Here is a 22,711-nt window from a genome sequence, read left to right on the forward strand (position 1 = left end):
AAAATCCGCCCTGCGGGACGGATTGAATGTAACAGGGAAAAAGGTCTCGATGCCGTTGCTGTTACCCTCCGATTTGTCAAAAGTCTTTTGCATAAATCCGTTAATAAAAATCATTTTACAAAGTAAGCACCTGTACGTAAGAGTATTGCAATGCAATACCCGGACAAACACTGCCTTTGAACGCCAAACACTGCCATACATCTTACAGCAGGTAAATTATCCGTTTTATTTGCCTTACAGTTTTAATGCAGGCAGTAAAAAATGTATTTAACCAGGAAGGGAAATCGGGTTTGCAAACAGGCAGTTTGCCATAAAAGCATAAAACTATAAAAGCGTAAAAGCATAAAAGCGGTAAAGCATTTTGTTTTCTGCAAGGTTTACAACCTGCCAAATCATACTCCTTACAAGGTTGTAGGGAAAGCGTAAAACGGCACAGGAACATTCCAAAATGCCAATGCAGGAATACAGTTAAAAAGGAATATTCCAATAGACAAATATTTAAACCTGTAAAACAGGTAAAGCGTGTAACAATAAATTTTTAAATAATGGAAACAAAGAAGAAAACCTTAAAAATCAGCTTTTCTACCCAAAAAGGCGGCGTGGGAAAATCAACAATGACCACCTTGCTAGCAAGTGTGCTTCATTACCGTTTAGGATATAACGTGTTGGTAATGGACTGCGACTTTCCACAGCACAGCCTGACCAATATGCGTGAACGGGATAAGAAAACCCTGATGCAAAATGACTACCACAAAAAAGCGGCAATGAAGCAATTCCAGACCATCAACAAAAAGGCATATCCGATTATCAAAAGCAAGGCTGAAAATGCTTTGGATAAAGCGTCGGAATATGTAAGCCAGTCGGCAGTTGCGCCCGATGTTATTTTCTTCGACTTGCCCGGAACTGCCAATACCAAAGGTGTATTGACAACCTTAAAAATAATGGACTTTATCTTTTCGCCAATTACAGCCGACCGCTTAGTAGTGGAAAGCACATTGGGCTTTACCAAAGCCTTTCTTGAACTTCCCAAAACTATTGAGGGCAATGAGCAACAAGAGCTGTGGCTGTTCTGGAACCAAGTGGACGGTAGGGAAAAAACAGGTTTGTACGAGGCATATCAAAGTGTCATTAAAACACTCAACCTGCCCATAATGGAAACAAGGATAATGGACAGTAAGCGTTTCCGAAAGGAAACGGACGATACCGAAAGTTATGTGTTCCGGTCAAGCCTGCTACCTGCAGAACCTCAATTGATGAAGGCAACCAAAATGGATTTGTTTGTCGAGGAATTTTTGAAAATCACACATCTATAAAATCATTCAGCTATGAGTTCAGATAACAAAAACGAAGATTTTAAAAAGCCAAATGTTGATGAAGATTATTTGATGAACATCATCAGCGGTGATGAGCCAGTTGCTCCACCTCAAAATAATCAGCAACAGGAAGAACCAAACGAAATCAAGCCCAAACCCAGGGAAAAATCCCGAAGCAATTCGTCAAAGAAAGCGGACTATGACGAAACATTTTTGGTCAATCGCTTTCCGTCAGGTCGAAGCGGCAAAGTGGTTTACATACGTCCTGAATATCACGAAAGGTTGCTCCGCATTGTGCAGTTAACTAGGGAAGAAAAAACAACACTCTACTCATACATTGACAATATCCTTGAACACCACTTTAGGGAGTTCGGGGACGATATTACAGATTATTTCAACGAACGCTTTAAACCCATTTTATAATGAAGAATGCAAATAAAAAGAGGAACGCTATTGTTGCAAACAATACTTCCGCCATCACAAAAAACGAAGTACAAACAAGCTATGAGCAAACATTTCTGCAAATGGATACAGTGCAGGCACGAGGTAACAAGAGCATCTACCTAAGCCCGGAGCATCACGAACGATTGACTCGTATTATACAGATAATTGGCGATGACAAAATACCGTTGTTCGCCTATCTGAACAATATTCTTGACCATCACTTTAAAGTGTTTGAAGATGCGATTTCAAAGGAGTATAAAGAAAAATACAAAGCGTTGTTTTAAAATTCTCGATTTATGGAAATAGTAATTGTGATATGCCTGCTAATCGTGATTATACTGCTTTTGCAGGATAAGATTGTCATTCATAAAAGGTCGGAGCAAAAGCCCAAACAGGAAAAAGTTAACCCGAACCTGCCCGATATTATGGGACAGCCCAAGCCAATAAGAAGCCTTTCACTGCCAAACACTGCCAATGAAAGCCAAATAGCCGAACCGGAGATAAACCCTGATAATTTAGACATTGATTACGACGAGAACGAAGATGTCAGTATTCAGGTTCCGCAAGAAGAGCTGGACGATGTTTTCAGAAATATGCCTGATTTGGAGGAAGAGGAAGAAGAATGGAACAGGTATGGAATTTCCGGTGGTGATAGCAGTCTTGCCCAAGGGGTTACCTATGAAGAACTAAGCTCCGTAGGAGTCTTGCTCCAAAAAGAACGTTTGGAACAAGCTCAAAAGGAAACAGCGGTAGCCATAGTTCAAAGATTACAAGGGACTGAATTATTCGCCCTGCTGGAAAATTCCATTGAGGGTGCATCCCGAAAGATTGCCGAACTTTTGGACAGTACAATCACTTCTGAAACGGAAGTCCGCTCTTCCTTAATGCGGAAAAATAATCTGGAGGATTTTGATATCGGGGATTTTGTCTGAAAGGCAATTCCCCTTTATTGTTTATGAACAAATAACAACATACGATCATGAAAAGAGAATTGCCAATCATCAATATTCATGGTACTGATTTCTTTATTGATGTAGAAAGTCTAAGCTTGAAAGAAAGAGCAAATGAAAATAACTTTATTCCTTTTGGTTATATGGCCGATGTACCTGGGGGATATGAATTTGAGTATGGGCTGGATAGCAGGAACATCCACACCATCTGGACAGACGAAGAAAGTGTAAGGATAAAAATACCTGAGTTGGTAGAACTTGATCCTTTTGGTATGTCGCAAAGGTATCAAGTATCAATGGAACAGCTAAAAGGGAAAACGGATTTTGAAATTATGGTAGACCAACAGGCCTTTGATCTCAGAGTAAATAAAGGTGTTCTTCCGACCATAGATATTGCAGGAGATTTATTTTATGTGGTGCTCGACAAAGATCGGCTTATCCCTAAGGATGATCCACAGTCCGTGGGAATACCCATGCCGTCTTTCATACAGTATGACCAGGTACTCGGAGAGAATGTATTTGCCTACGACCCCAAAAAACGAGAAATAAAAGAACTCGATTATTTGAAGATAACGGAAATTCCAAAAAACCTTATAGCAGTCAGACTACCGTATAGTTTCTCGCTAGATCCTGTAGGCTGGAATTGGCAGAATAACCGGGACGCAAAAACTGCCTTGAAAACATCAAACCTCAGCATGCACTTTAGCTCCCCCAAAATACCTTGGGAAAAAACAGATCTGCCCGATATTATCAAAGAAAATTTGGAAGAATTGAGACAAAAGAAAGTAGAAAAGATAAAATCTGGTCTAACGAAACCTTTAGTCAATAAGCGTAATCGTGGTCGCAGAATATAATCATTACAGTAACTTAAGAATAGAATTATGATTAAAAAAGATGATCCCGATTATATTCTGGAAGAATATAGAGGGCATATAATAGCAAGTCACAAGAACAATGTACCGGAAAAGTCTACAGACAATCTTATCATCACCTACCGAAAAGAGGACTTTCCTGAATATGGGTATATTGTTGGACTGGACGATAGCAAAATGTCAGGACGCAGGAAGGCATTTCCTCATAATATGGACGACGCAAAGGGCTATATAGACTGGCTGGAAAGAAAGCCGGAAATCGAAATTGACGGAACTAAATATCTTTTCGATATAAACCAACTAGCATTAGTCGAGAAAGACCGACCTGAAGAAAGGAAACTGTTTTTTGACGAGATGAAAGACTATGGTACACACTATGAGTTTGTGTACAACAGGAACTCCAAACGCCTTGATGCAGAAAGAACAGAAAATGGAATAGATGCCTACATTACCGGAAAACACAGCTTTGCTATTATTACGGTACCAAGAATGGGCGATATTGACCCGACGGGTATGAGCAGTAAGTACAATTGCTCCCTTGACTATATTCGTCAAAATAGCGATTTGGATATAATGATTAAGGAAGCTTATGACATGCGGGTAAACAAGGGGATGTTACCTACGATTGAAATTGAGGAGCACACATTCTATGTGGATCTGCGAATGGATAAACTTAGGCCCAAAGATGATTTTTTATCCAATGGTATTGGGTTCTCCCAAATTGAAGACTACTTCAATGATACAACTGAAAAATATGTCATACCCTATAATCCTCAAAAAAAAGAATTGGGTGAAATAGACTATGAAACCATTACCAAAATCCCCAAAGATTTGGTAGTAGTGGAAATACCAAGCGAGATTAAAATGGACCCGATAGGTTGGAACAGACTGCACGGATTCGATCTTAAAGACGGGTTGAGGGAAACAGGATTACAAATGAATTTTACCGCAAAACAAGCCAAATGGGAAGACATCTATGTTCCTCAAAAAATCAAAGAAAATTTAGCGCAACTAAAAAGAGAAAAGCAGCAGAACAAACCCATTAAAACCTCACAGCACCAACAAAGTAAAAAAGGGCGGAAAATGTAGAATACCTCCCTGGTCAACCAACGTCAAACCGTAAAAAGTTTGGCGTTTTTTTATGTCTAAGCATCTACTGTAATGCCACTCGCGGCCAAATACTTCCTCTGACTGCCACTTTAAGGCAATCCCTCTTTTTCCATTAGACATTTGTTCCGAAAGCTCGCAAGGTGCGGGATAAACAGTAACAAATTAATGTGTTTCAATTATGGAAAAACAGAGAAAAAAAGTTTTGCTGGCAGCAGTGGCAACGTTGTCAGCAATGGGTGCTCTTGCACAGGGAAATGGTTCAGCAGGTATCAACGAAGCTACCCAAATGGTAACAAGCTATTTCGACCCCGCAACCAAGTTAATATACGCCATCGGCGCGGTGGTTGGGCTCATCGGAGGCGTTAAGGTGTACAACAAGTTTAGCTCCGGCGACCCCGACACTTCTAAAACTGCAGCAAGCTGGTTTGGTGCGTGTATCTTCTTGATTGTTGCAGCTACTATCCTGCGCTCATTCTTCCTTTAATCCTGTGCCTTATGAATTATAATATCAACAAAGGCATCGGAAGAACGGTGGAATTTAGAGGCCTGAAGGCTCAATACCTTTTCATCTTCGCTGGAGGACTGCTCGGTACGCTCATCTTCGTGATGGTACTGTACATGGCGGGTGTAAATTCCTACATCTGCTTGTTCCTTGGCGCAGGTGGAGCTTCGCTCATTGTATGGCAGACTTTTTCGCTAAACAGGAAGTACGGCGAACACGGCTTGATGAAAATTGCAGCAAACAAAAGGCACCCCCGCTATATCATTTGCCGCAAGCCTGTACACCGCTATTTAAAATTCACACCTAAACAGAACACGGTATGAGAAACGTAGCAAAAACTACTACACTGGAAAACAAATTTCCTTTGTTGGCAGTAGAGAACAATTGTATTCTTTCCAAAGATGCAGACATTACCACCTGTTTTGAAGTGCGCTTGCCGGAACTGTTCACAGTAGCTTCTGTTGAGTATGAAGTGATACATTCCGCTTGGCACAAGGCCATTAAAACCTTGCCTGATTTTACGGTCATTCACAAACAGGATTGGTACATCAAAGAAAGCTATTCGCCGGATTTGGCAATGGAAGACCAGAGTTTTTTATCAAAATCCTACCAACGCCATTTCAATGAGCGGCCATTTCTAAACCATTACTGCTACCTATTCCTGACCAAGACTACTAAGGATAGGATGCGGATGCAAAGTAACTTCAGTTCGCTTTGTAAAGGCACACTGATACCAAAGGAAATCAGGAACAAGGAAACGATACACCGCTTCATGGAGGCGGTCGCCCAGTTTGAGCGTATCGTGAACGATAGCGGGTTTGTAATCCTGAAACGCCTTACCGAAGAGGAGATTATCGGAACGGAGGAAACACAGGGATTGTTAGAGCAGTATCTCACTTTATCAAGGGAAGCAGGAACACCGATGCAGGATATCGCGCTCGGTACAGAAGAAGTACGCATCGGAAACAAGAGGCTAAGCCTGCACACGCTTTCTGACACAGACGATTTGCCTGGAACTGTATCGGCAGATACCCGTTTTGAAAAGCTCTCTACCGACCGTAGTGATTGCCGTTTGTCATTCGCCGCACCTGTAGGTTTGCTCCTTAGCTGTAACCATATCTATAACCAGTATTTATTTTTAGATAACAGCGAAGACAATTTACAAAAGTTTGAAAAGTCCGCAAGGAATATGCACTCACTGGCAAGGTACAGCCGTGCCAACCAGATCAACAAGGAGTGGATAGAGAAGTATCTGAACGAAGCCCACAGCTTCGGGCTGTCTTCTATCCGTGCGCACTTTAACATTATGGCGTGGTCAGAAGACCCTTCGGAACTGAAACAGTTAAAGAACGATTGCGGTAGTGCGTTGGCGCTGATGGAATGTAAGCCACGCCACAATACCACGGATGTAGCGACTTTGTACTGGGCAGGTATGCCCGGCAATGCAGGCGACTTTCCGAGTGAGGAAAGTTTTTACACTTTTATTGAGCCTGCGCTGTGCTTCTTTACGGAAGAAACCAACTACCACAATTCGCCCTCGCCATTCGGTATCAAGATGGCCGACAGGCTTACTGGAAAACCTATCCATTTGGATATTTCTGACCTGCCAATGAAGCGGGGTATCATCACCAACCGGAATAAGTTTATACTTGGTCCGTCGGGTTCGGGTAAATCATTTTTCACAAACCATATGGTACGGCAGTATTACGAACAGGGCGCACACGTACTGCTCGTAGATACGGGTAACTCTTATCAGGGCTTATGCGAACTCATCAAAGGAAAGACCAAAGGCGAAGACGGTGTTTACTTCACTTATACCGAAGATAATCCCATTGCCTTTAACCCATTCTATACCGATGATGGCGTGTTCGACATTGAAAAGCGGGAAAGTATCAAGACTTTGATACTGACCTTATGGAAACGTGACGATGAGCCGCCAACCCGTTCAGAAGAAGTTGCGCTTTCCAATGCGGTAAGCGGGTATATCGAACGCATCAGAGCGGAGAATGTGTATCCGTCCTTCAATGGCTTTTATGAATATGTAAAAGGTGACTACCGCAAGGTATTGGAGGAAAAACAGGTAAGGGAAAAAGACTTTGACATTGCCAATTTTCTCAACGTACTCGAACCTTACTACAAAGGTGGTGAATATGACTACCTGTTAAACTCCAATAAGCAATTAGACCTACTTTCCAAACGCTTCATCGTGTTTGAAATTGATGCCATCAAGGATCACAAAATTTTATTCCCGATAGTGACCATCATTATCATGGAGGTCTTCATCAACAAAATGAGAAGGCTAAAAGGTATCCGTAAGCTCATCCTAATCGAAGAAGCCTGGAAGGCGATTGCGAAGGAAGGAATGGCGGAATATATAAAATACCTCTTCAAAACGGTTAGGAAGTTTTTCGGTGAAGCAATTGTCGTAACGCAAGAGGTAGATGACATTATCCAGTCGCCTATTGTGAAAGAAAGTATCATCAACAATTCCGATTGCAAGATACTCCTAGACCAACGCAAGTATATGAACAAGTTCGATGATATACAGGCAATGCTAGGACTTACTGATAAGGAGAAAGGTCAGGTGCTTTCCATTAATATGAACAACGATGCCAGCCGACTGTACAAGGAGGTTTGGATTGGCTTAGGTGGTACGCACTCGGCAGTCTATGCCACCGAAGTTAGTTTGGAGGAATACCTCGCCTACACGACCGAAGAAACCGAAAAAATGGAAGTGATGCAGCTTGCTGCTGAACTCGACGGCAATGTAGAACTCGCCATTAAGCATATCGCAATGCAAAGGCGTGACAAAGCAAATCAATAGTCATTAACATTTAAAATTTCAAGAACAATGAAAAAAGTATTGTATCTGGTGTGTACGGCTTTAATGCTTGCCGCAGCACCGTCAGCAAACGCCCAATGGGTAGTAACAGATCCGGCTAATCTGGCTTCGGGGATTATCAACTCTGCAAACGAAATCATACAGACTTCTTCGACTGTGAGCAATGTTGTAAAAAACTTCAACGAGGTGAAGAGAGTGTATGAACAGGGCAAGGAGTATTACGACAAGTTGAAAGCCATCAACAATCTGGTGAAAGATGCACGTAAAGTGCAACAAACGGTATTGTTGGTAGGTGATGTTTCGGAAATGTATGTGAACAACTTCGGGAAAATGATGAACGATCCAAATTTCAAACCGCAGGAATTGGTAGCTATCGGCAATGGCTATTCGGCACTGCTCAATGAAAGTGCTGAACTGCTAAAAGAGTTAAAGCAGATTGTAACCTCTTCAAGCCTTTCGCTGAACGACAAGGAACGTATGGATATCATAGACAGGGTGTACAAAGAAGTAAAGGAATATCACAGTTTGGTACGCTACTACACCAATAAGAACATTTCTGTGAGCTACTTGAGAGCGAAAAAGAAAAACGATGCCAAAAGAGTACTTGACCTCTACGGAACTGCTAACCAAAAATACTGGTAAAAATGGAATGGGATAATCTTCACGAACTCCTGCGGTCGCTTTATGACGATATGATGCCGCTTGCAGGCGATATGGCGGCTGTTGCTAAGGGTTTGGCGGGATTGGGTGCGTTGTTTTATGTGGCATTAAAGGTTTGGCAGGCTTTAAGCCGTGCCGAACCTATTGATATGTTCCCTTTGCTGCGCCCGTTCGCTTTGGGGCTTTGCATTATGTTCTTTCCGACCATTGTTTTGGGAACCATCAATGCGGTATTAAGCCCCGTGGTAGTAGGAACCAACCAAATACTCCAAGACCAGGTGCTTGACCTGAACAAATTGCAACAGCAGAAAGACCAGTTGGAATACGAGGCAATGGTCAGAAACCCCGAAACCGCCTATATGGTATCAGACGAAGAGTTTGATAAAAAACTGGACGAATTGGGATGGTCGCCCTCCAACATTGGAACTATGGCGGGTATGTATATGGACAGGCAAGCCTACAAGATAGAGAAAGCCATAAAAGATTGGTTTCGTAATCTACTGGAAATACTCTTTCAGGCGGCGGCTTTGGTCATTGATACCATACGAACGTTTTTCCTGATAGTCCTCTCTATACTCGGACCAATAGCCTTTGCTATTTCCGTATGGGACGGCTTTCAGTCCACGCTTACGCAATGGCTCACCAGGTACGTCAGCGTTTACCTGTGGCTTCCCGTTTCGGATTTGTTCAGCTCAATGTTGGCAAGAATACAATCCCTCATTTTAGAACGGGATATAGCAATGCTTGCCGACCCCACCTATATACCTGATACGAGCAATACCGTGTACATCATCTTTATGATTATCGGCATCATCGGGTACTTCACTATCCCTACGGTAACAGGTTGGGTAATCCAAGCCGGAGGCGCAGGAAACTTCACCCGCAATGTGAACTCCACAGCAATGAAAGCCGGAAACATCGCCGGAGCAGGCGCAGGTTCAACAGTTGGAAACATCGGCGGTAAACTGATGAATAAATAAACATTAATCATTCTAAAAAATGGAATTTAAAACGCTAAGAAATATCGAAAACAGCTTTAGGCAGATAAGATTATATGCCATTGTGTTTGCGGTTCTCTGCATCAGCGTGGTAGGTTACGCCGTATGGCGTTCCTACCGCTTTGCAGAAGAACAGCGCCAAAAAATCTATGTACTGGATAACGGCAAATCCCTGATGCTTGCCTTGTCGCAGGATGCTAGCATCAACCGCCCCGTAGAAGCAAGGGAACACGTCAGAAGATTTCACGAACTGTTCTTTACGCTTGCCCCCGACAAGAACGCTATTGAAAGCAATATGAGCAGGGCATTTAACCTTGCCGATAAAAGTGCTTTCGATTACTACAAAGACTTGTCGGAAAAGGGTTATTACAGCCGCATCATTTCGGGGAACGTGCAGCAACGCATAGAGGTGGATAGTGTCGTGTGCAATTTCGACAACTACCCGTATGCAGTACGCACCTATGCCAAACAGTTTATTATTCGGTCAAGCAATGTAACCAGGCGAAACCTGATTACTTCCTGCTATCTCGTCAACTCCGTTCGTTCCGACAATAATCCGCAGGGCTTCAATATTGAAAAATTTGCAGTCGTGGAAAATAAGGATATAGAGGTTATCGAACGCTAAAAACAATCATATGGAAGCATTATCAGATTTAAAGACGTTCGCAAAAATCCTTACCAACAAAGGATATAACGGGTATTTCCACACGCAGGGTGCGTATGCCGGAAAGCTGAAAGACAGCATCAGCGACTACCTCGAAAGCTGCCAAAAAGGTGCAGACAGTTTGCCTAAACAGGATTTATTGCTGACAGGCTACCTGCAATGGTCGGGCGACGACAAACCCCGTGTAGAATGCAATATGTGGATAAAGTACCTGAATGGCAAATTCTCACTGAGCCGAATGGAAATAGCCAAGAAGGACGGCTTCGGGCAACTGCTCAAAAAAGCGGAACTGGCAAACCTATCCGTAATATCTGCACCTAAATTAACGGAAGCGGTCGCATTGGTCAACGATGCGCCGAAGCAACAGGCCGGGAAAAGTCCTAAACGTTTCAAGCTCTAACACAGAAATAGTAAGGCTATGAAAAAATTAAGAGCAAATATGGACAGGTACTTTGACAAGTTGGATGACCGTTGGCGGGCATTGCCAGTACGCAAACAGCACCAATATACGCTGTACTTCTTTGTGGGTTATCTGCTGCTTACCGTAGCGGTCATCGGCAAAGTGATGTACGATACCTCAAAGTCCGGTAACGATATGGTCATAGAGCATATTGAAAACCCTGTCCTAAAAAGTAAAAATCCTGCAAGGTTGCAGGATAGTGTATCAACAATTTTAAAAAATAGGATTTATGAAAGAAAATGAGAACAAAAAATCGGTTGTTCGGGTAACCGAGGGAAATCCGGCAGCAACTGCTGATGTGCTGCAAAACGGCGCACAGAATAATAAGGAAAAGCTCAAAAAGCCTTTAATCTTTGGCTTAATGGCGATTGTCTTCGTGGGTTGTATGTACCTCATATTTAAGCCCTCTGAAGATAAAAAGACCACTGAGAATATCGGACTGAACGATGCTGTTCCACAGGCTACGGGAGCAGGAATGCCTGACGATAAAGGCAAGGCTTATGAACAGGAAATGTTGGAACGTAAAGACCAGGAAAAACGCAATGCTCTGGCAACACTATCAGACTACTGGAATTCGGAAGAAAAAGAAGAGCCTATAGAGGAGCAATTTACAAAAGAGGAGGAGAATTATGGCTTTGGCAGTAATAGCAGAAAACCTGGAAGAAACGGAAATCCCACATTGAACAGCTACCGCAATATGCAAAGTACATTGGGTTCATTCTATCAGGACGATAATTCGGAAACAATGGAACTCCGCAGACAAGTAGATGAACTGAAAGAAAAATTATCAGAAAGAGATGTGCCGCCTGTAGCAACAGTAGATGATCAATTAAAATTAATGGAGAAGTCCTACGAAATGGCTGCAAAGTATTTGCCACAAAATGCCAATACCGGAAGCGCTGCCCCCACGGGCGGTACAACTCCCGCTGCTGCGGGTATAAACCAAAAAGAGCATTTTGTAGCGTTTACACCGGCACGGAAAAATACTGTTTCAGCCCTTTATCGAGAACCGACGGACAGTGCTTTCTTAGAGGACTATAGCCAATCCAAAAATCGGGGTTTCTACAGCGCAGGTGCTACCGAACAGGTAGTACAACCCAAAAATAGTATCAAAGCCTGCGTACACGAAGCCCAAACGGTTATAGGCGAAACCGGAGTGCGTTTGCGTTTATTGGAGCCAGCTCAAACGCCACAACGTACCATCCCTAAAGGAACAATTGTGACCGCAAATGCCAAATTTCAGGGCGGACGTTTACAGTTAAAAGTAATTTCTGTAGAACTGGAAGGCAATATCACTCCGGTAGATATTACGATTTACGACATAGATGGACAACAGGGCTTATATGTTCCGTACTCGCCGGAAATGAACGCGCTGACAGAAATGGCGGGCAATATGAGCCAAACTTCGGGGACTAGCCTCATGTTAAGCCGCTCGGCAGGGCAACAGATCGCTGCTGACATGAGCCGTGGCGTAATACAGGGAATTTCTGGCTACTTCTCCAAAAAAGTAAGAACACCCAAAGTTACACTCAAAGCTGGTCATCAGGTCTTCCTTGTATCAAAAAAATAATGTTCAACTCAACTAAATAAGAAATTGAAACCTGTTCCGCACAACGGAATATGCTTCATTACCATTAAAAATTAAATATTAACGACAATGAAAAATCATTTAAAAACCTTTTGGGCTTTTGCCCTTATACTCGGCTTTGCCGTACAGTCTTATGCCCAGGATAGTATCAGAACGCCACTTGCATTAGGTAAGATAGAACCCTACCGTTTGGAAGTCACTTACGACAAAACTTCTCACCTGATTTTTCCGACCGCTATCCGTTATGTGGATTTAGGCAGCGAATACCTGATTGCAGGTAAAGTAGAAGATGCCGAAAATGTTTTGCGTGTAAAAGCATCGGTAAGGGATTTTGAGCCGGAAACCAATTTTTCCGTGATCACCAATGACGGACGTTTTTACAGCTTCAATGTGCATTACAGTTCCTACCCGGAGGCAATGAGCTATGACCTGCTCACGATGCAAAAGGCAGTGGATAAAGCTAACGGTAATGACGTGCTTTTTGAGGAACTGGGTAACAATTCTCCCTCATTGGCCGGATTACTACTGGAAACCATTTACAAGAAAGACAAGCGCGTCGTAAAGCATATCGGGGCTAAGAGTTTCGGCATTCAGTTTATTCTTAAAGGGATTTACATCCACAACGGTAAATACTATTTCCACACGGAATTGAGAAACCGAACCAATGTGCCTTACGAGATTGATTTTATCAATTTCAAAGTGGTGGATAAAAAGGTAGCTAAACGCACCGTAGTTCAGGAACGCCCACTAACTCCCTTGAGAACTTACATGCCATTAAATGGCATTGCCGGAAAATCGACCGAGCAAAATGTATTCCTGTTAGACAAGTTTACCATTGCCGATGACAAGGTGCTGCTGATTGAGGTTTTCGAGAAAAACGGCGGCCGGCATCAAACATTGCAGGTCGAAAATTCGGATCTTATCAAAGCCCGTTTGTTAAACGACATGCACTTGAAATTTTAATAACCCTTTAAAACAAAAATATGAAAAAGTATATCTATAGCGTGCTGCTTGTTCTGATAGGCATCACGGCTGCACAGGCGCAAAGGATGCTGCCAAAGCAGAAAGGATTGGAAATAAGTGCAGGCGTATTATCCAATGATAAAATCGGCAATGATTATTACATCAGTGCTGCAATGACCGTAAACGGAAAGAACGGTAACTACCAGCTCTGGGCGTTTGAATATTCCCATCAATACCACGATTATAAAGATTTGCGTATACCACAAGAAACGTACTCCGCTGAAGGCGGCTATAGTTTCTTTTTGTTGGGCGATGCCCGAAAGAATATTACGCTGAATTTAGGGATAACGGGCGTGGTCGGTTACGAAACCATTAACCGGGGAAAAGCAATGTTGTATGATGGTGCGAAAATATTGAGCGAGGACAATTTCATTTATGGTGCAGGTGGTCGTCTCACCTTTGAAACGTACCTGTCAGACCGTTTTGTATTAGTCCTGCAAGGACGCACAAAAGTCTTATGGGGTACGGATTTACAGCAGTTTCGACCCTCTGCAGGTGTGGGATTAAGGTTTAACTTTTAAAACGTAAAACAATGATAGCAATATTCAATAAATTCAGAACAGGACTAATGCCATTATATATACTGTTAGCAATGCTCACAGCCTCGGTAACATTGGTATCTTGCAGCAAAGATGACGAACTCGAAATACAGAACGATTTTCCTTTTGAGGTAAATGTGATGCCTGTACCAAAAGACATTACCAATGGACAGACGGTAGAAATACGTATGACCATAAAACGTACTGGCAATTATAGCAACACGCAATATTACCTACGCTATTTCCAGTTTGATGGTCAGGGAATTTTACAATACTACGATGAACCGCCTTATCTGCCCAATGACCTTTACCAATTACCAAAGGAGCAGTTTCGGTTATATTACACTTCAACATCTGCCGTATCACAGTCCTTTGATGTTTGGATTTCAGACAGCTTTGGGAATGAAAAACAGATGAATTTTCAGTTTAATAGTACTGATTAGTGAATAGAAGAACTCCTGCCCAAAAGCAGGATTTCTTTTTTAAGGCACCTCGAAGCTAAAATTTTTGTAAATTTAAAAGATAGATTTAAAGTGTTTTTGTTATGGTCGCATCATTGGTTATTGGTATCATATTTTTGGTTGCAGGCTTGGGACTTCGTTATTGGATCAACCGGAGAAAATTTTACAGGCGTGGGCCGATGGGCGCAGAAGGCTTTTCCTCTTATGAAAGTTCGGTTTTCATTAAATTGATTGAACGGGTTGGTAAATGGGTAGCCTATGCTTTGGTTATCTTTGGGCTATTGTCGATATGGGTTTATTCTCGTGAAAAAAAAGATAAGGAAAAACAGCAGCCGGAAGTAAAAACGGAACAATTACGATAAGCAATCCAGTAGCTTTAAAAACTACCAACCACAGGATAATGAAATATAGAGAATTAAAACCTACCATAGCATTAGAACCCTATATCCATTCTTTTTGGGAATTAAAGGGCGACGAAACCGATAGCCAATGGGAACGGAATTTCCCCGACGGATGTCCGGGGTTGGTCATCAATTTAGGAAATGAATGTATTACAGACAACGGGGCGCTTCGTATGGATTTCGGTAAAACGTATGCAGTGGGAACGATGACTTCCTTCAAAGACAGTTTTATTGAAGCAGATACCCATCTGTTTGGGGTATGCCTTAAACCTGCGTCTTTCTCAAATTTTTACAGCTTTGCGGCACTAAACGAACTGACTGGCAAGACTGTTCAGTTTGAAAGGTCAAATTCATTTAGCATTGAAAAACTTATTAGAAATCCAGCCGATTATCTCAACAGTTTTTTTGTCAACAGGCTACAAACCACCCATAATGGCTTACTTCAATCGGTCATTGCGGATATTCATAGATCAAACGGTCAATTGAGTATAGACCATCTTGCTAAAAGAAACTTCGTAACGGTAAGATGGTTAGAACGGAATTTTAAAACATATATTGGCATTACCCCGAAATCATATTCAAATATCGTACGTTTTCAAAATGCCTTTGTCCTGATTAAAAGTTCTTCCACTGAGCAAAGTTTATTGGATATTGCCTTTGAGTGTGGCTTTTATGACCATTCGCACCTTGCCAATGAAATAAAAAGAAACACGGGTGTTGTCCCTTCCCAACTTTAATTTTGTCGCATTTTTCCAAAGTATGAGTATAGACCAATGTCTAATTTTGCTAAAAATAGTTTGATATGAAAAAAGTGATCTTAAATTTAGCAGTTAGCTTAGATGGGTTTATAGAAGGAACAAACGGCGAAATTGATTGGTGCATTATGGATGATGACATGAATTTTAATGCCTTTATAGAAAGCATAGACACGATGTTTTATGGCAGGGTTAGTTATGATGCCTGGGGAAATTATCAGCCTGATGAAAATACAAGTCCAGCGGAAAAAACAATGTGGAATGGGATACATTCAAAAAATAAATTTGTTTTCTCGCATCACGACAAAAGAGATCAGAATGCTACTTTCGTCACTTCTGGCATAACAGATAAAGTAGCTGAACTTAAACAGCAGGGGGGTAAAGATATTTGGCTTTACGGAGGAGCAAATCTCATAAAGACGTTTATTAATCTGGGACTTATTGACATCTACAAAATATCGGTACATCCGGTTGTTTTGGGAAGTGGGAAACCATTGTTTGAAGATTTGAAAGGCCGCATCGGTTTGAAACTAATCAATACCAACATTTTTAAATCGGGAGTTGTTGAACTTACTTACGAATCTGAATAAACAAGTAGCCGTTAACAGTCCTTTTTGAAATAATTAAAACACAGCCCTGATTTTCGGGGCTTTATCGTTTCCAATAGTTTCAACAGTTCGGCTATTGTTTGAGTTTAGGTTCATTAAGATGGAAGGAGTGTTTCGTTTTTTTAACTTTGTCAATCTCTGTAAGTGGCTGCCTAGCTGAAGCCTGGCTAGAATTGTTAAGCGCAAACGGAGCAAAATACTTTGTTTACAACGAATAGTAAACTGCCAAACACTGCCTCTCAACGCCAAACCCTGCAACATTCCCCAATGCAGCACTAAACCTTTATAAATTCGACTTCCACAGCAAAAATGAGCAAACTATGGAAGTTATCGCAATACAAAAATCCACACTGGAGGGAATGAAAAATGAGCTGAAGGCACTTTTGGAACTGACCGAAAATGCCACGAAAAAATACACACCAATTTTCGCAAAAGAGCAATGGCTCGATCACCAGGAAGTGTGCCTAATAATGAACATTACCAAACGGACCTTGCAGACGTATAAAGACAAAGGCTTATTACCTTATTCCAGACTGAATCGTAAGAATTATTATAAACGCTCGGATGTGCAGGCTTTGCTCGAAGCCGGGCAGCCGTACAATACCGCCGATAATGGATTTATTTACGAATGACAATGAAGAAATCGTTGCCTATCAGGAAATGATAACACAGCTAAAAAGCTGTATCGAAAGTATATTGAAAAATTACCGTCCTGTAATGAACGGGGAAATATTCCTTTCGGGCGAAGACATATGCAAACTGTTACATATTAGCAAACGTACTTTACAGCAATATCGTGATGATAATATCCTACCATTTATACAGATTGGAGGTAAGATTATCTATAAGGAAACCGATATTCTACACATACTGGAGCAAAATTATATTTCCACTAAAACCGATCGACACTAACCATTATTGTCCCAAATAACCTTCCATTTAGGAACGATTTTTGTATCTTTGCGGCAACATTTAGAAAAATCTTAAAGTGTTTTTGCTTTAAGTCCCACATTGAAAACTGGTAATTTTTAGACAACGGGACGATAAGGAAGAACGCTCATGCTATAGGCGTGGGCGCTCGCTTATTCGTTGTCGGGTATACCAGTACCTCAATGTGCGTTAAGTGTGGTTGCCTGCGCCTCTTTTTGTGCCATGCTCTACATACAAAACATTGAGATTATGGACAAAAAGGATATTTTTTACCCCGATTTTAATTATGCTGCCCCACAGTTATCAGCATTTAGCCTCTGCATCGATATTTTTATCATTTCTCTCCAAAATGGCGACATTATCCGCTTTAAACCTCCCGATATTACCAATTTTGGTGATTGGTTAATAGCTAACGGTATAAGGGATATCGCAGTTGATGACGGGATTACCAGCAAACAACAACCTGAACCACATGTATCTTTAAAATCCAAAAAGAAGACAAAATGAGTATAGTACAAATCATCAGGGTCGCTCTAATCGACGATCATGATCTGCTTAGGGGTGAACTTTGTAAATGTCTTGAAAGTTTTGGTTTCCAGACCATATTTGAAGCCGAAAATGGAAAAGTAGCTTTAGCAAAAATGGAAAAATGTGATACAATGCCTGATGTATGTATCCTTGATGTGAATATGCCGGTGATGAATGGTATCGAAACCGCTAAGTTTATCAAGGAAAAGTATCCAATGATAAAAATATTAGGTTTTAGTATTAATGATGATGAGAGTGATGTTTTGAGGATGCTGCAATCGGGTATTGATGGATATATTTTAAAAGGTGCAGATCCTGATGAATTGAAAGCAGCTCTGCACGTACTTTATAATGGTGGTAGATACTTTAGTCCGGGGGTAAAGGAAATGGCAGAGCAGTATTTTAGGGATGTTCATTGAAGTGATCAGGCGCAGTAGTGATTTAGGTATTTCTGATAATATTTATTGTAAATATTATTAGCTCTAAGGCGGCGGAAGTGTAAATTGAACTGTGTCAGCCACGTTTTTAAGCATTGAGCAAGTGCAGCTTAATTCTATCCTCAACCATAATGTATAACTGAGATAAAGACAAGTTCCAATTGTGCAGTGGCATCGTCCATTTATCAGCCACTCTTTGTATCACCAGGTATACTAGTTTTTGAAGCCTTATCCAATTACATCCATCAATACCACCGATGGCACCTGTAATTGCACCGATGGAATATTATTTTAGATGTTTTCGATCTTTCTTACTACTCGCATAACAACAGAAATGTGACACCTTTTTGTCTACTCTAATTGTTTCAAAAGCTCACAAAATTTCAAATCCTCATAATTTGATGGAACTGGAATATTGAATTGATGAAGTCTTGCAATTAAGTTTCGCTTTAACGAAAAACTAAAAGCCTTTTCAATTCTTTGAAGCTTATAACTAGGTTTGTAATAAATAAAACTACTTGATTTGCAGGAACAAATATCAACATCCTCACTACATAAAATGTAAAATTCTTCCCTTTCTTCCAGTATTTTAAAAGCCCTTATAACACTTTTTTCAGATTTTTGAACTACGAGAAATTGTTTGTTGTCCAATTCTATAATCTTATTAGGAAAGGCATCTTTTGGTAAAACACCTTGTCTGTATAGATTATTTGTAAGAGATTTATTTTTATGCGGTATATGATACTTATAAACTCCTGGTATTTGAGCTTGCAAAAACATTGGAAAAATTAATAAGAATATAAAGGTGCCTCTACTTTTCTGATATGTGAGATTCATTTTTTTGGAAAGTGCGTTCTGTATTTTGTGTTGAATTCGGTAATTGCATTTTGTTTTATCGTGCTACTTTTGTTTTTTGATAAATCCTCAACAATTGCTTTAACATCAGCAATAAAATCTGCATTCTGTATATCCTTTGCAAGATTACTAATGGTTAGCTCTTTTATTGGAGATTCTAAGTCTTTACTATATTGGTAGTGAATTTTGTATGTTCCCCTAATGCCATAGTTATAACCTTCCCGAAAGATATAAATGAACAATCCATCTGAATCAACTAATTCGGGGTAACCATATACAATTTTAAAAGTTTTGCCATCGTCAGAATATCTATATAAAGTCTCTCCTATTTGATATCCCCATAAACTGCCATGGTTATATTTTTTCTTTTCTTTTTCTTTTTTGAGTACTATTCTCCCCCAATATTTTTCAAGTTCATTTCCTTGTTTTGATAGACACGCACTATCAAGGACTTTTCCTTTTGAATAGTCTTCATACGATTTGTAAAGCTTAATATTATTTACACAATCAATTTCTTTTTCATGTCCTTGAGCAAAAATAAATGCAGGACTCAGTACTAATAAAAATCTAAATAATAATGACATAAAATATTTATTTACAAAAGCATAAGTCAATTAATTGAATTGACATGTGCAAATAATTAACACTTTTTTCTCTGGGAAAATACCGCTGCTATTGAACTGACCAATGCTTTACCAACAGCTCCTAGCAAGTTCCAATAATATTAAGGGAGTCACCTAGTTATACTAAGCTCAAGCAAGATGCATGAAATTAATGTTTATAAAATTTGTTGTAGATATCGTTAATCCTCAGGTTAGAGTTGGCCTGTTTAATCGAAAGATTTTTCAATTTTTTCAATTCGGCAATAAACTCAGGATTAGGAAAGTCGGCTTCTAAATTTTTTATCGTTAACTTTTTTAAAGGCGAATTCAGATCCATACTGTAGAAATACACTTTATACGTTGAAGACATCCGGTAACCACCTGATTCCATTTTGGAATATATGATAAGCCCTGCTGTATCTATAATTTTATGATACCCGTACGTACCAAAAGTGGTAGTTTTGTCGAAAAAACGAAATAAATCGTTGCCTTTTTGATATCCCCATAAACTCCCATGTGCATACTTACGTTTATTTTGTCCATCTTTCAATATCAACTTATTATAGAAAATGCGGAACTTTTTAGATTTACCTGAAAGGCAGATGCTATCGTTAGCTTGGTTATTTCCGTAGTTCTTATAGCTTTTGTAAAGCTTGATACTCTCAATGCAATTTTCAGCAGCCTTTGTTTGAGAGAATAATAGCAAAGGGTTTAACAGAAGCACAAACAAAATTCTCGATAACATATTTTCAATATATTTAAACAGTAAGGCAATTTTTAACAACTGCCTTACTTAAGTTAGCTTTTTAAGATTTAAATTCAACAGTTATTATTTGATAAAAATCGCTGCTATTGAAGATCCGAGCCCACCACCGACAGCTCCTAGTAATGCCCCTATGCCTACACCAGCTAAGCCGCCACCTATTCCACCGATAGCACCTCCAATTGCTCCGCTTATTGCTCCTTCAGCATCTTTTTTCCAAGGCCAACTAAACTTTCTTGCAGTTTTGATCTCTTTCCATTTTGAGTTAGAACTCGTTTCCTGTAATTCACCATATTGGGCACTGTATTTTGCAACAGCTGCATAAAGAAGAGGATACGATTGTTGTTCGACACTCATCTTACTCGATAGAATATCATTTTCAATGCTGTCGATTTTACTTACTACTTCGCTTAACGATAGATCATCTGATAAATCATTAATGGAGTTTATAAAATCCATCCCTTCTTTTGTAATTAAATCTTTTTGCTGCAACCAGTCGATCATACCGGACAATTGCAATTTTTCAGTTCTGTTAATTGATTCAGCGATGAAAGCGTTCCAATTTAAGTATGCTTCCGAACTGGAATTGTCTGACAATTTTTGAACATACGATGCACAAGACTGAACAATCTGTTCAATGGTCGAAGACGGATTAATATTGCCGATAACAAATTGCATTCCGTCGTTGTGCATTTGCCCAACTTGATTGTAGGGATTGCTTAAAATTGAGGTTGTAGCCATAATACTTAAATTTTAGAAATTAAATAATCATAATTATTCATCATTGTAGCTACCTAATGATTCATTTCAAAATTAGCGCACCCTGAAATCCTGTACAATAGGTAAAATAACTATTTATTCGAGGAAATTGATTTTAAATCAATGATGTTATGGTGGACGCAGTATAATATGGCAGACATGATATTTTCGAAATTGTATTTATGCTGAATGTTTTGTTTGTGTGCGTTTACCGTCTTAGTACTAATGAATAAAGTTTCAGCAATTTCCTTAGCTTTCATTCCCTGAGCAGTTAATAAGATTATTTCAAGTTCACGATCAGTGAATTGAACATTTTGTTCATAGATTTTAATATCGGGATTTGCAAGTATTTCATTTATTACCGAAGTGAGGCTCTTTTCAAAATAGAATCCATTGTCTTCCAATTTCCAAATAACATCTTCCAGCTCTTTGGGCGGGGTATTTTTTGTAAAATATCCTTGTACTCCCATGTTTACAACGTTTCGAATAGTATCAATCTCATTCATAAGAGTAAGTACCAAAATTTTGATGCTGGGATACAATTGCTTCACTTTTCTACACGTTTCAAAACCATCCATTTCTGGCATTTGCAGATCCAGAAGTATGATATCGACAGGCTTACCCTTAAGTTTATCGAGTAGCTCTACGCCGTTCGAAGCTTCGATAACCACAACCATTTCAGAAAAACTATTAATTAAGAGAGCCAAACTTTTCCTAAAAAGTGTATGATCGTCCACTATTGCAATTTGTAGCATTATTTTTCGTTTTCTATATGAATTTGTAATTTGTTGCCTGTATCTGTATCAAGCTGAGTCAGATTTGCACCGATATGCCTCATCCTTGAAGTTATGTTTTTAAGACCCATTCCATTTGGTTCTTTTACACTTTTGTAAAAATCAAAAGCAGTACCATTATCGGAAATTTCAAAAACGATCCATTTATCAGTCCTATTGACGGTAAAATCAATTCTGCTGGACTTCCCATGCCTGATCATATTATTAATGAGTTCTTGAATTATACGATATAGTTCATAGGCTTTCGAAGAAGGGACGTACACATTCTCTACAACACATTCTTCATAAATTGTTACATTATTCCATTTCCTTATTCTTGAAAAGTAGCTTCTTAGTGTTGAAATAAGACCTAAAGATTCCAACATCGGAGGCATTAGGTTATAGCTTATATCCTGAACATTTTCTAATACATTTCCTAATGCTGTCTCAATCTCCAGGAATATTGATTTTTTAAAAGTGTCCTTTTCCTTATTATGAAGTATGGTTATGTAATTCTGGATCGCACTTAGATCCCCACTGATACTGTCGTGCAGATCTGAAGCAATTCGTTTTCGTTCTCTTTTTTCCGACTCCAGAGAGCTACGCAACAGGCTTTCGGATTCTCTACGATTCACATAATTGATCTTGCTTCTGTATGCAACGATAAGGAGTATAACAGCTAATACACATAGTGCCATTACTGCGGTTCCTATATAAAAAAGTATTTTCAATTCGGTTCCATTTTCCATACACCAACAGTTAAACAGATTCTTAAAATTATCGTTGCTATAATATTGATCACCCAAAAATCATAGAAGTAATCACTGCTATTTGCTATATAGTAGCCAAACAGGAAAAGTAAAAATGTTATTGA

The 22,711-nt window shown here is 39.9% G+C and carries 31 protein-coding genes; 25 read left to right on the top strand and 6 right to left on the bottom strand.

Features of this window, described 5'->3' with window-relative positions; translation table 11 throughout:
- Nucleotides 1-545 precede the first annotated feature (545 nt).
- The 25 genes from BM192_RS03540 (at nucleotide 546) to BM192_RS03660 (ending at nucleotide 18,067) form a co-directional block, all read left to right on the top strand.
- Nucleotides 546-1,313 carry a ParA family protein gene (locus tag BM192_RS03540; RefSeq protein ID WP_037440319.1) on the top strand — a complete coding sequence of 256 codons (768 nt, stop codon included), beginning with the start codon at nucleotides 546-548 and terminating at the stop codon, nucleotides 1,311-1,313.
- A 12-nt stretch (nucleotides 1,314-1,325) separates the two neighbouring features.
- The gene (locus BM192_RS03545; RefSeq protein WP_037440321.1) at nucleotides 1,326-1,736 is read left to right on the top strand and encodes a DUF3408 domain-containing protein; all 411 of its coding nucleotides are present in this window, start codon (nucleotides 1,326-1,328) and stop codon (nucleotides 1,734-1,736) included.
- Nucleotides 1,736-2,041 (top strand): DUF3408 domain-containing protein, encoded by a 306-nt coding sequence (locus BM192_RS03550; protein WP_037440323.1) that lies wholly within the window; start codon nucleotides 1,736-1,738, stop codon nucleotides 2,039-2,041. Before BM192_RS03545 ends, BM192_RS03550 begins: the two co-directional genes overlap by 1 nt.
- 12 nt (nucleotides 2,042-2,053) lie before the next feature.
- Nucleotides 2,054-2,689, top strand: a complete 636-nt coding sequence (locus BM192_RS03555; RefSeq protein ID WP_037440325.1) for a hypothetical protein — start codon at nucleotides 2,054-2,056, stop codon at nucleotides 2,687-2,689.
- A 47-nt stretch (nucleotides 2,690-2,736) separates the two neighbouring features.
- Nucleotides 2,737-3,561 (top strand): hypothetical protein, encoded by an 825-nt coding sequence (locus tag BM192_RS03560; protein WP_037440327.1) that lies wholly within the window; start codon nucleotides 2,737-2,739, stop codon nucleotides 3,559-3,561.
- A 27-nt stretch (nucleotides 3,562-3,588) separates the two neighbouring features.
- Nucleotides 3,589-4,668: a hypothetical protein gene (locus tag BM192_RS03565; RefSeq protein ID WP_051759845.1), complete on the top strand. Its 1,080-nt coding sequence runs from the start codon at nucleotides 3,589-3,591 to the stop codon at nucleotides 4,666-4,668.
- Nucleotides 4,669-4,867: 199 nt separating this feature from the next.
- Entirely contained in the window at nucleotides 4,868-5,173 is a 306-nt protein-coding gene (locus BM192_RS03570) for a DUF4134 domain-containing protein (RefSeq protein ID WP_028069006.1), read from the top strand.
- An 11-nt stretch (nucleotides 5,174-5,184) separates the two neighbouring features.
- Nucleotides 5,185-5,514: a DUF4133 domain-containing protein gene (locus tag BM192_RS03575; RefSeq protein WP_037440329.1), complete on the top strand. Its 330-nt coding sequence runs from the start codon at nucleotides 5,185-5,187 to the stop codon at nucleotides 5,512-5,514.
- Entirely contained in the window at nucleotides 5,511-8,015 is a 2,505-nt protein-coding gene (locus BM192_RS03580; RefSeq protein ID WP_037440331.1) for a TraG family conjugative transposon ATPase, read from the top strand. Before BM192_RS03575 ends, BM192_RS03580 begins: the two co-directional genes overlap by 4 nt.
- A 27-nt stretch (nucleotides 8,016-8,042) precedes the next feature.
- On the top strand, nucleotides 8,043-8,675 hold the full coding sequence (locus tag BM192_RS03585; protein WP_037440333.1) for a DUF4141 domain-containing protein: 633 nt from the start codon (nucleotides 8,043-8,045) through the stop codon (nucleotides 8,673-8,675).
- 2 nt (nucleotides 8,676-8,677) lie between these two features.
- Nucleotides 8,678-9,673 (top strand): conjugative transposon protein TraJ, encoded by a 996-nt coding sequence (traJ, locus tag BM192_RS03590; protein ID WP_037440335.1) that lies wholly within the window; start codon nucleotides 8,678-8,680, stop codon nucleotides 9,671-9,673.
- Between the two features lie 19 nt (nucleotides 9,674-9,692).
- Nucleotides 9,693-10,316: a conjugative transposon protein TraK gene (traK, locus tag BM192_RS03595; protein ID WP_037440337.1), complete on the top strand. Its 624-nt coding sequence runs from the start codon at nucleotides 9,693-9,695 to the stop codon at nucleotides 10,314-10,316.
- A gap of 10 nt (nucleotides 10,317-10,326) precedes the next feature.
- Nucleotides 10,327-10,755, top strand: coding sequence for a hypothetical protein (locus tag BM192_RS03600; protein ID WP_037440339.1), 429 nt, complete (start codon nucleotides 10,327-10,329; stop codon nucleotides 10,753-10,755).
- A gap of 18 nt (nucleotides 10,756-10,773) precedes the next feature.
- On the top strand, nucleotides 10,774-11,058 hold the full coding sequence (locus BM192_RS03605; RefSeq protein WP_028069014.1) for a nitrogen regulatory IIA protein: 285 nt from the start codon (nucleotides 10,774-10,776) through the stop codon (nucleotides 11,056-11,058).
- Nucleotides 11,045-12,385: a conjugative transposon protein TraM gene (gene traM / locus BM192_RS03610; protein ID WP_037440341.1), complete on the top strand. Its 1,341-nt coding sequence runs from the start codon at nucleotides 11,045-11,047 to the stop codon at nucleotides 12,383-12,385. Before BM192_RS03605 ends, traM begins: the two co-directional genes overlap by 14 nt.
- Before the next feature lie 87 nt (nucleotides 12,386-12,472).
- Nucleotides 12,473-13,366 carry a conjugative transposon protein TraN gene (gene traN, locus BM192_RS03615; RefSeq protein WP_037440343.1) on the top strand — a complete coding sequence of 298 codons (894 nt, stop codon included), beginning with the start codon at nucleotides 12,473-12,475 and terminating at the stop codon, nucleotides 13,364-13,366.
- A gap of 20 nt (nucleotides 13,367-13,386) precedes the next feature.
- Nucleotides 13,387-13,947 carry a conjugal transfer protein TraO gene (locus tag BM192_RS03620; protein ID WP_037440345.1) on the top strand — a complete coding sequence of 187 codons (561 nt, stop codon included), beginning with the start codon at nucleotides 13,387-13,389 and terminating at the stop codon, nucleotides 13,945-13,947.
- A gap of 11 nt (nucleotides 13,948-13,958) precedes the next feature.
- On the top strand, nucleotides 13,959-14,408 hold the full coding sequence (locus BM192_RS03625) for a DUF3872 domain-containing protein (protein WP_037440347.1): 450 nt from the start codon (nucleotides 13,959-13,961) through the stop codon (nucleotides 14,406-14,408).
- A 101-nt stretch (nucleotides 14,409-14,509) separates the two neighbouring features.
- Entirely contained in the window at nucleotides 14,510-14,788 is a 279-nt protein-coding gene (locus tag BM192_RS03630) for a hypothetical protein (RefSeq protein WP_037440349.1), read from the top strand.
- A gap of 38 nt (nucleotides 14,789-14,826) precedes the next feature.
- Nucleotides 14,827-15,564, top strand: a complete 738-nt coding sequence (locus BM192_RS03635) for a helix-turn-helix transcriptional regulator (RefSeq protein ID WP_037440351.1) — start codon at nucleotides 14,827-14,829, stop codon at nucleotides 15,562-15,564.
- Between the two features lie 65 nt (nucleotides 15,565-15,629).
- Nucleotides 15,630-16,172, top strand: a complete 543-nt coding sequence (locus BM192_RS03640; protein ID WP_037440353.1) for a dihydrofolate reductase family protein — start codon at nucleotides 15,630-15,632, stop codon at nucleotides 16,170-16,172.
- Nucleotides 16,173-16,510: 338 nt separating this feature from the next.
- Complete coding sequence (locus BM192_RS03645; RefSeq protein ID WP_037440355.1) at nucleotides 16,511-16,822, top strand: helix-turn-helix domain-containing protein; 312 nt, start codon at nucleotides 16,511-16,513, stop codon at nucleotides 16,820-16,822.
- The gene (locus BM192_RS03650; RefSeq protein WP_037440357.1) at nucleotides 16,803-17,102 is read left to right on the top strand and encodes a helix-turn-helix domain-containing protein; all 300 of its coding nucleotides are present in this window, start codon (nucleotides 16,803-16,805) and stop codon (nucleotides 17,100-17,102) included. The genes BM192_RS03645 and BM192_RS03650 overlap by 20 nt, the downstream gene beginning before the upstream one ends.
- 267 nt (nucleotides 17,103-17,369) lie before the next feature.
- Nucleotides 17,370-17,627, top strand: coding sequence for a hypothetical protein (locus BM192_RS03655; RefSeq protein ID WP_037440359.1), 258 nt, complete (start codon nucleotides 17,370-17,372; stop codon nucleotides 17,625-17,627).
- A complete protein-coding gene (locus tag BM192_RS03660; RefSeq protein ID WP_051759847.1) occupies nucleotides 17,624-18,067 on the top strand; it encodes a response regulator in 444 nt (147 codons plus the stop codon). The genes BM192_RS03655 and BM192_RS03660 overlap by 4 nt, the downstream gene beginning before the upstream one ends.
- Before the next feature lie 369 nt (nucleotides 18,068-18,436).
- Here BM192_RS03660 and BM192_RS03665 read toward each other — a convergent pair whose 3' ends face one another.
- From BM192_RS03665 to BM192_RS03690, 6 genes are all read right to left on the bottom strand, one after another.
- Nucleotides 18,437-18,922 (bottom strand): hypothetical protein, encoded by a 486-nt coding sequence (locus tag BM192_RS03665; RefSeq protein WP_074963890.1) that lies wholly within the window; start codon nucleotides 18,920-18,922, stop codon nucleotides 18,437-18,439.
- On the bottom strand, nucleotides 18,919-19,524 hold the full coding sequence (locus BM192_RS03670; RefSeq protein WP_037440363.1) for a hypothetical protein: 606 nt from the start codon (nucleotides 19,522-19,524) through the stop codon (nucleotides 18,919-18,921). The genes BM192_RS03665 and BM192_RS03670 overlap by 4 nt, the downstream gene beginning before the upstream one ends.
- A 187-nt stretch (nucleotides 19,525-19,711) precedes the next feature.
- Nucleotides 19,712-20,287: a hypothetical protein gene (locus BM192_RS03675; RefSeq protein WP_074963891.1), complete on the bottom strand. Its 576-nt coding sequence runs from the start codon at nucleotides 20,285-20,287 to the stop codon at nucleotides 19,712-19,714.
- Between the two features lie 84 nt (nucleotides 20,288-20,371).
- On the bottom strand, nucleotides 20,372-21,046 hold the full coding sequence (locus BM192_RS03680) for a hypothetical protein (RefSeq protein WP_037440368.1): 675 nt from the start codon (nucleotides 21,044-21,046) through the stop codon (nucleotides 20,372-20,374).
- 110 nt (nucleotides 21,047-21,156) lie between these two features.
- Entirely contained in the window at nucleotides 21,157-21,819 is a 663-nt protein-coding gene (locus tag BM192_RS03685; protein WP_037440370.1) for a response regulator transcription factor, read from the bottom strand.
- Nucleotides 21,819-22,586: a sensor histidine kinase gene (locus BM192_RS03690; RefSeq protein WP_037440372.1), complete on the bottom strand. Its 768-nt coding sequence runs from the start codon at nucleotides 22,584-22,586 to the stop codon at nucleotides 21,819-21,821. The genes BM192_RS03685 and BM192_RS03690 overlap by 1 nt, the downstream gene beginning before the upstream one ends.
- Nucleotides 22,587-22,711: the final 125 nt, after the last annotated feature.

This window comes from Pedobacter antarcticus (assembly GCF_900112985.1).
GTDB lineage: Bacteria > Bacteroidota > Bacteroidia > Sphingobacteriales > Sphingobacteriaceae > Pedobacter > Pedobacter antarcticus.

Coding starts and splice junctions, on each gene's coding strand:
- BM192_RS03670 (WP_037440363.1), bottom strand. CDS start 19,524: ATGTCATTATTATTTAGATTTTTATTAGTACTGAGTCCTGCATTTATT.
- BM192_RS03625 (WP_037440347.1), top strand. CDS start 13,959: ATGATAGCAATATTCAATAAATTCAGAACAGGACTAATGCCATTATAT.
- BM192_RS03545 (WP_037440321.1), top strand. CDS start 1,326: ATGAGTTCAGATAACAAAAACGAAGATTTTAAAAAGCCAAATGTTGAT.
- BM192_RS03580 (WP_037440331.1), top strand. CDS start 5,511: ATGAGAAACGTAGCAAAAACTACTACACTGGAAAACAAATTTCCTTTG.
- BM192_RS03660 (WP_051759847.1), top strand. CDS start 17,624: ATGAGTATAGTACAAATCATCAGGGTCGCTCTAATCGACGATCATGAT.
- BM192_RS03585 (WP_037440333.1), top strand. CDS start 8,043: ATGAAAAAAGTATTGTATCTGGTGTGTACGGCTTTAATGCTTGCCGCA.
- BM192_RS03620 (WP_037440345.1), top strand. CDS start 13,387: ATGAAAAAGTATATCTATAGCGTGCTGCTTGTTCTGATAGGCATCACG.
- BM192_RS03540 (WP_037440319.1), top strand. CDS start 546: ATGGAAACAAAGAAGAAAACCTTAAAAATCAGCTTTTCTACCCAAAAA.
- BM192_RS03655 (WP_037440359.1), top strand. CDS start 17,370: ATGGACAAAAAGGATATTTTTTACCCCGATTTTAATTATGCTGCCCCA.
- BM192_RS03640 (WP_037440353.1), top strand. CDS start 15,630: ATGAAAAAAGTGATCTTAAATTTAGCAGTTAGCTTAGATGGGTTTATA.
- BM192_RS03650 (WP_037440357.1), top strand. CDS start 16,803: ATGGATTTATTTACGAATGACAATGAAGAAATCGTTGCCTATCAGGAA.
- BM192_RS03605 (WP_028069014.1), top strand. CDS start 10,774: ATGAAAAAATTAAGAGCAAATATGGACAGGTACTTTGACAAGTTGGAT.
- BM192_RS03635 (WP_037440351.1), top strand. CDS start 14,827: ATGAAATATAGAGAATTAAAACCTACCATAGCATTAGAACCCTATATC.
- BM192_RS03685 (WP_037440370.1), bottom strand. CDS start 21,819: ATGCTACAAATTGCAATAGTGGACGATCATACACTTTTTAGGAAAAGT.
- BM192_RS03560 (WP_037440327.1), top strand. CDS start 2,737: ATGAAAAGAGAATTGCCAATCATCAATATTCATGGTACTGATTTCTTT.
- BM192_RS03675 (WP_074963891.1), bottom strand. CDS start 20,287: ATGTTATCGAGAATTTTGTTTGTGCTTCTGTTAAACCCTTTGCTATTA.
- BM192_RS03570 (WP_028069006.1), top strand. CDS start 4,868: ATGGAAAAACAGAGAAAAAAAGTTTTGCTGGCAGCAGTGGCAACGTTG.
- BM192_RS03680 (WP_037440368.1), bottom strand. CDS start 21,046: ATGGCTACAACCTCAATTTTAAGCAATCCCTACAATCAAGTTGGGCAA.
- BM192_RS03565 (WP_051759845.1), top strand. CDS start 3,589: ATGATTAAAAAAGATGATCCCGATTATATTCTGGAAGAATATAGAGGG.
- BM192_RS03665 (WP_074963890.1), bottom strand. CDS start 18,922: ATGAATCTCACATATCAGAAAAGTAGAGGCACCTTTATATTCTTATTA.
- traK (WP_037440337.1), top strand. CDS start 9,693: ATGGAATTTAAAACGCTAAGAAATATCGAAAACAGCTTTAGGCAGATA.
- traM (WP_037440341.1), top strand. CDS start 11,045: ATGAAAGAAAATGAGAACAAAAAATCGGTTGTTCGGGTAACCGAGGGA.
- BM192_RS03550 (WP_037440323.1), top strand. CDS start 1,736: ATGAAGAATGCAAATAAAAAGAGGAACGCTATTGTTGCAAACAATACT.
- BM192_RS03600 (WP_037440339.1), top strand. CDS start 10,327: ATGGAAGCATTATCAGATTTAAAGACGTTCGCAAAAATCCTTACCAAC.
- BM192_RS03555 (WP_037440325.1), top strand. CDS start 2,054: ATGGAAATAGTAATTGTGATATGCCTGCTAATCGTGATTATACTGCTT.
- BM192_RS03575 (WP_037440329.1), top strand. CDS start 5,185: ATGAATTATAATATCAACAAAGGCATCGGAAGAACGGTGGAATTTAGA.
- BM192_RS03645 (WP_037440355.1), top strand. CDS start 16,511: ATGGAAGTTATCGCAATACAAAAATCCACACTGGAGGGAATGAAAAAT.
- BM192_RS03690 (WP_037440372.1), bottom strand. CDS start 22,586: ATGGAAAATGGAACCGAATTGAAAATACTTTTTTATATAGGAACCGCA.
- traN (WP_037440343.1), top strand. CDS start 12,473: ATGAAAAATCATTTAAAAACCTTTTGGGCTTTTGCCCTTATACTCGGC.
- traJ (WP_037440335.1), top strand. CDS start 8,678: ATGGAATGGGATAATCTTCACGAACTCCTGCGGTCGCTTTATGACGAT.
- BM192_RS03630 (WP_037440349.1), top strand. CDS start 14,510: ATGGTCGCATCATTGGTTATTGGTATCATATTTTTGGTTGCAGGCTTG.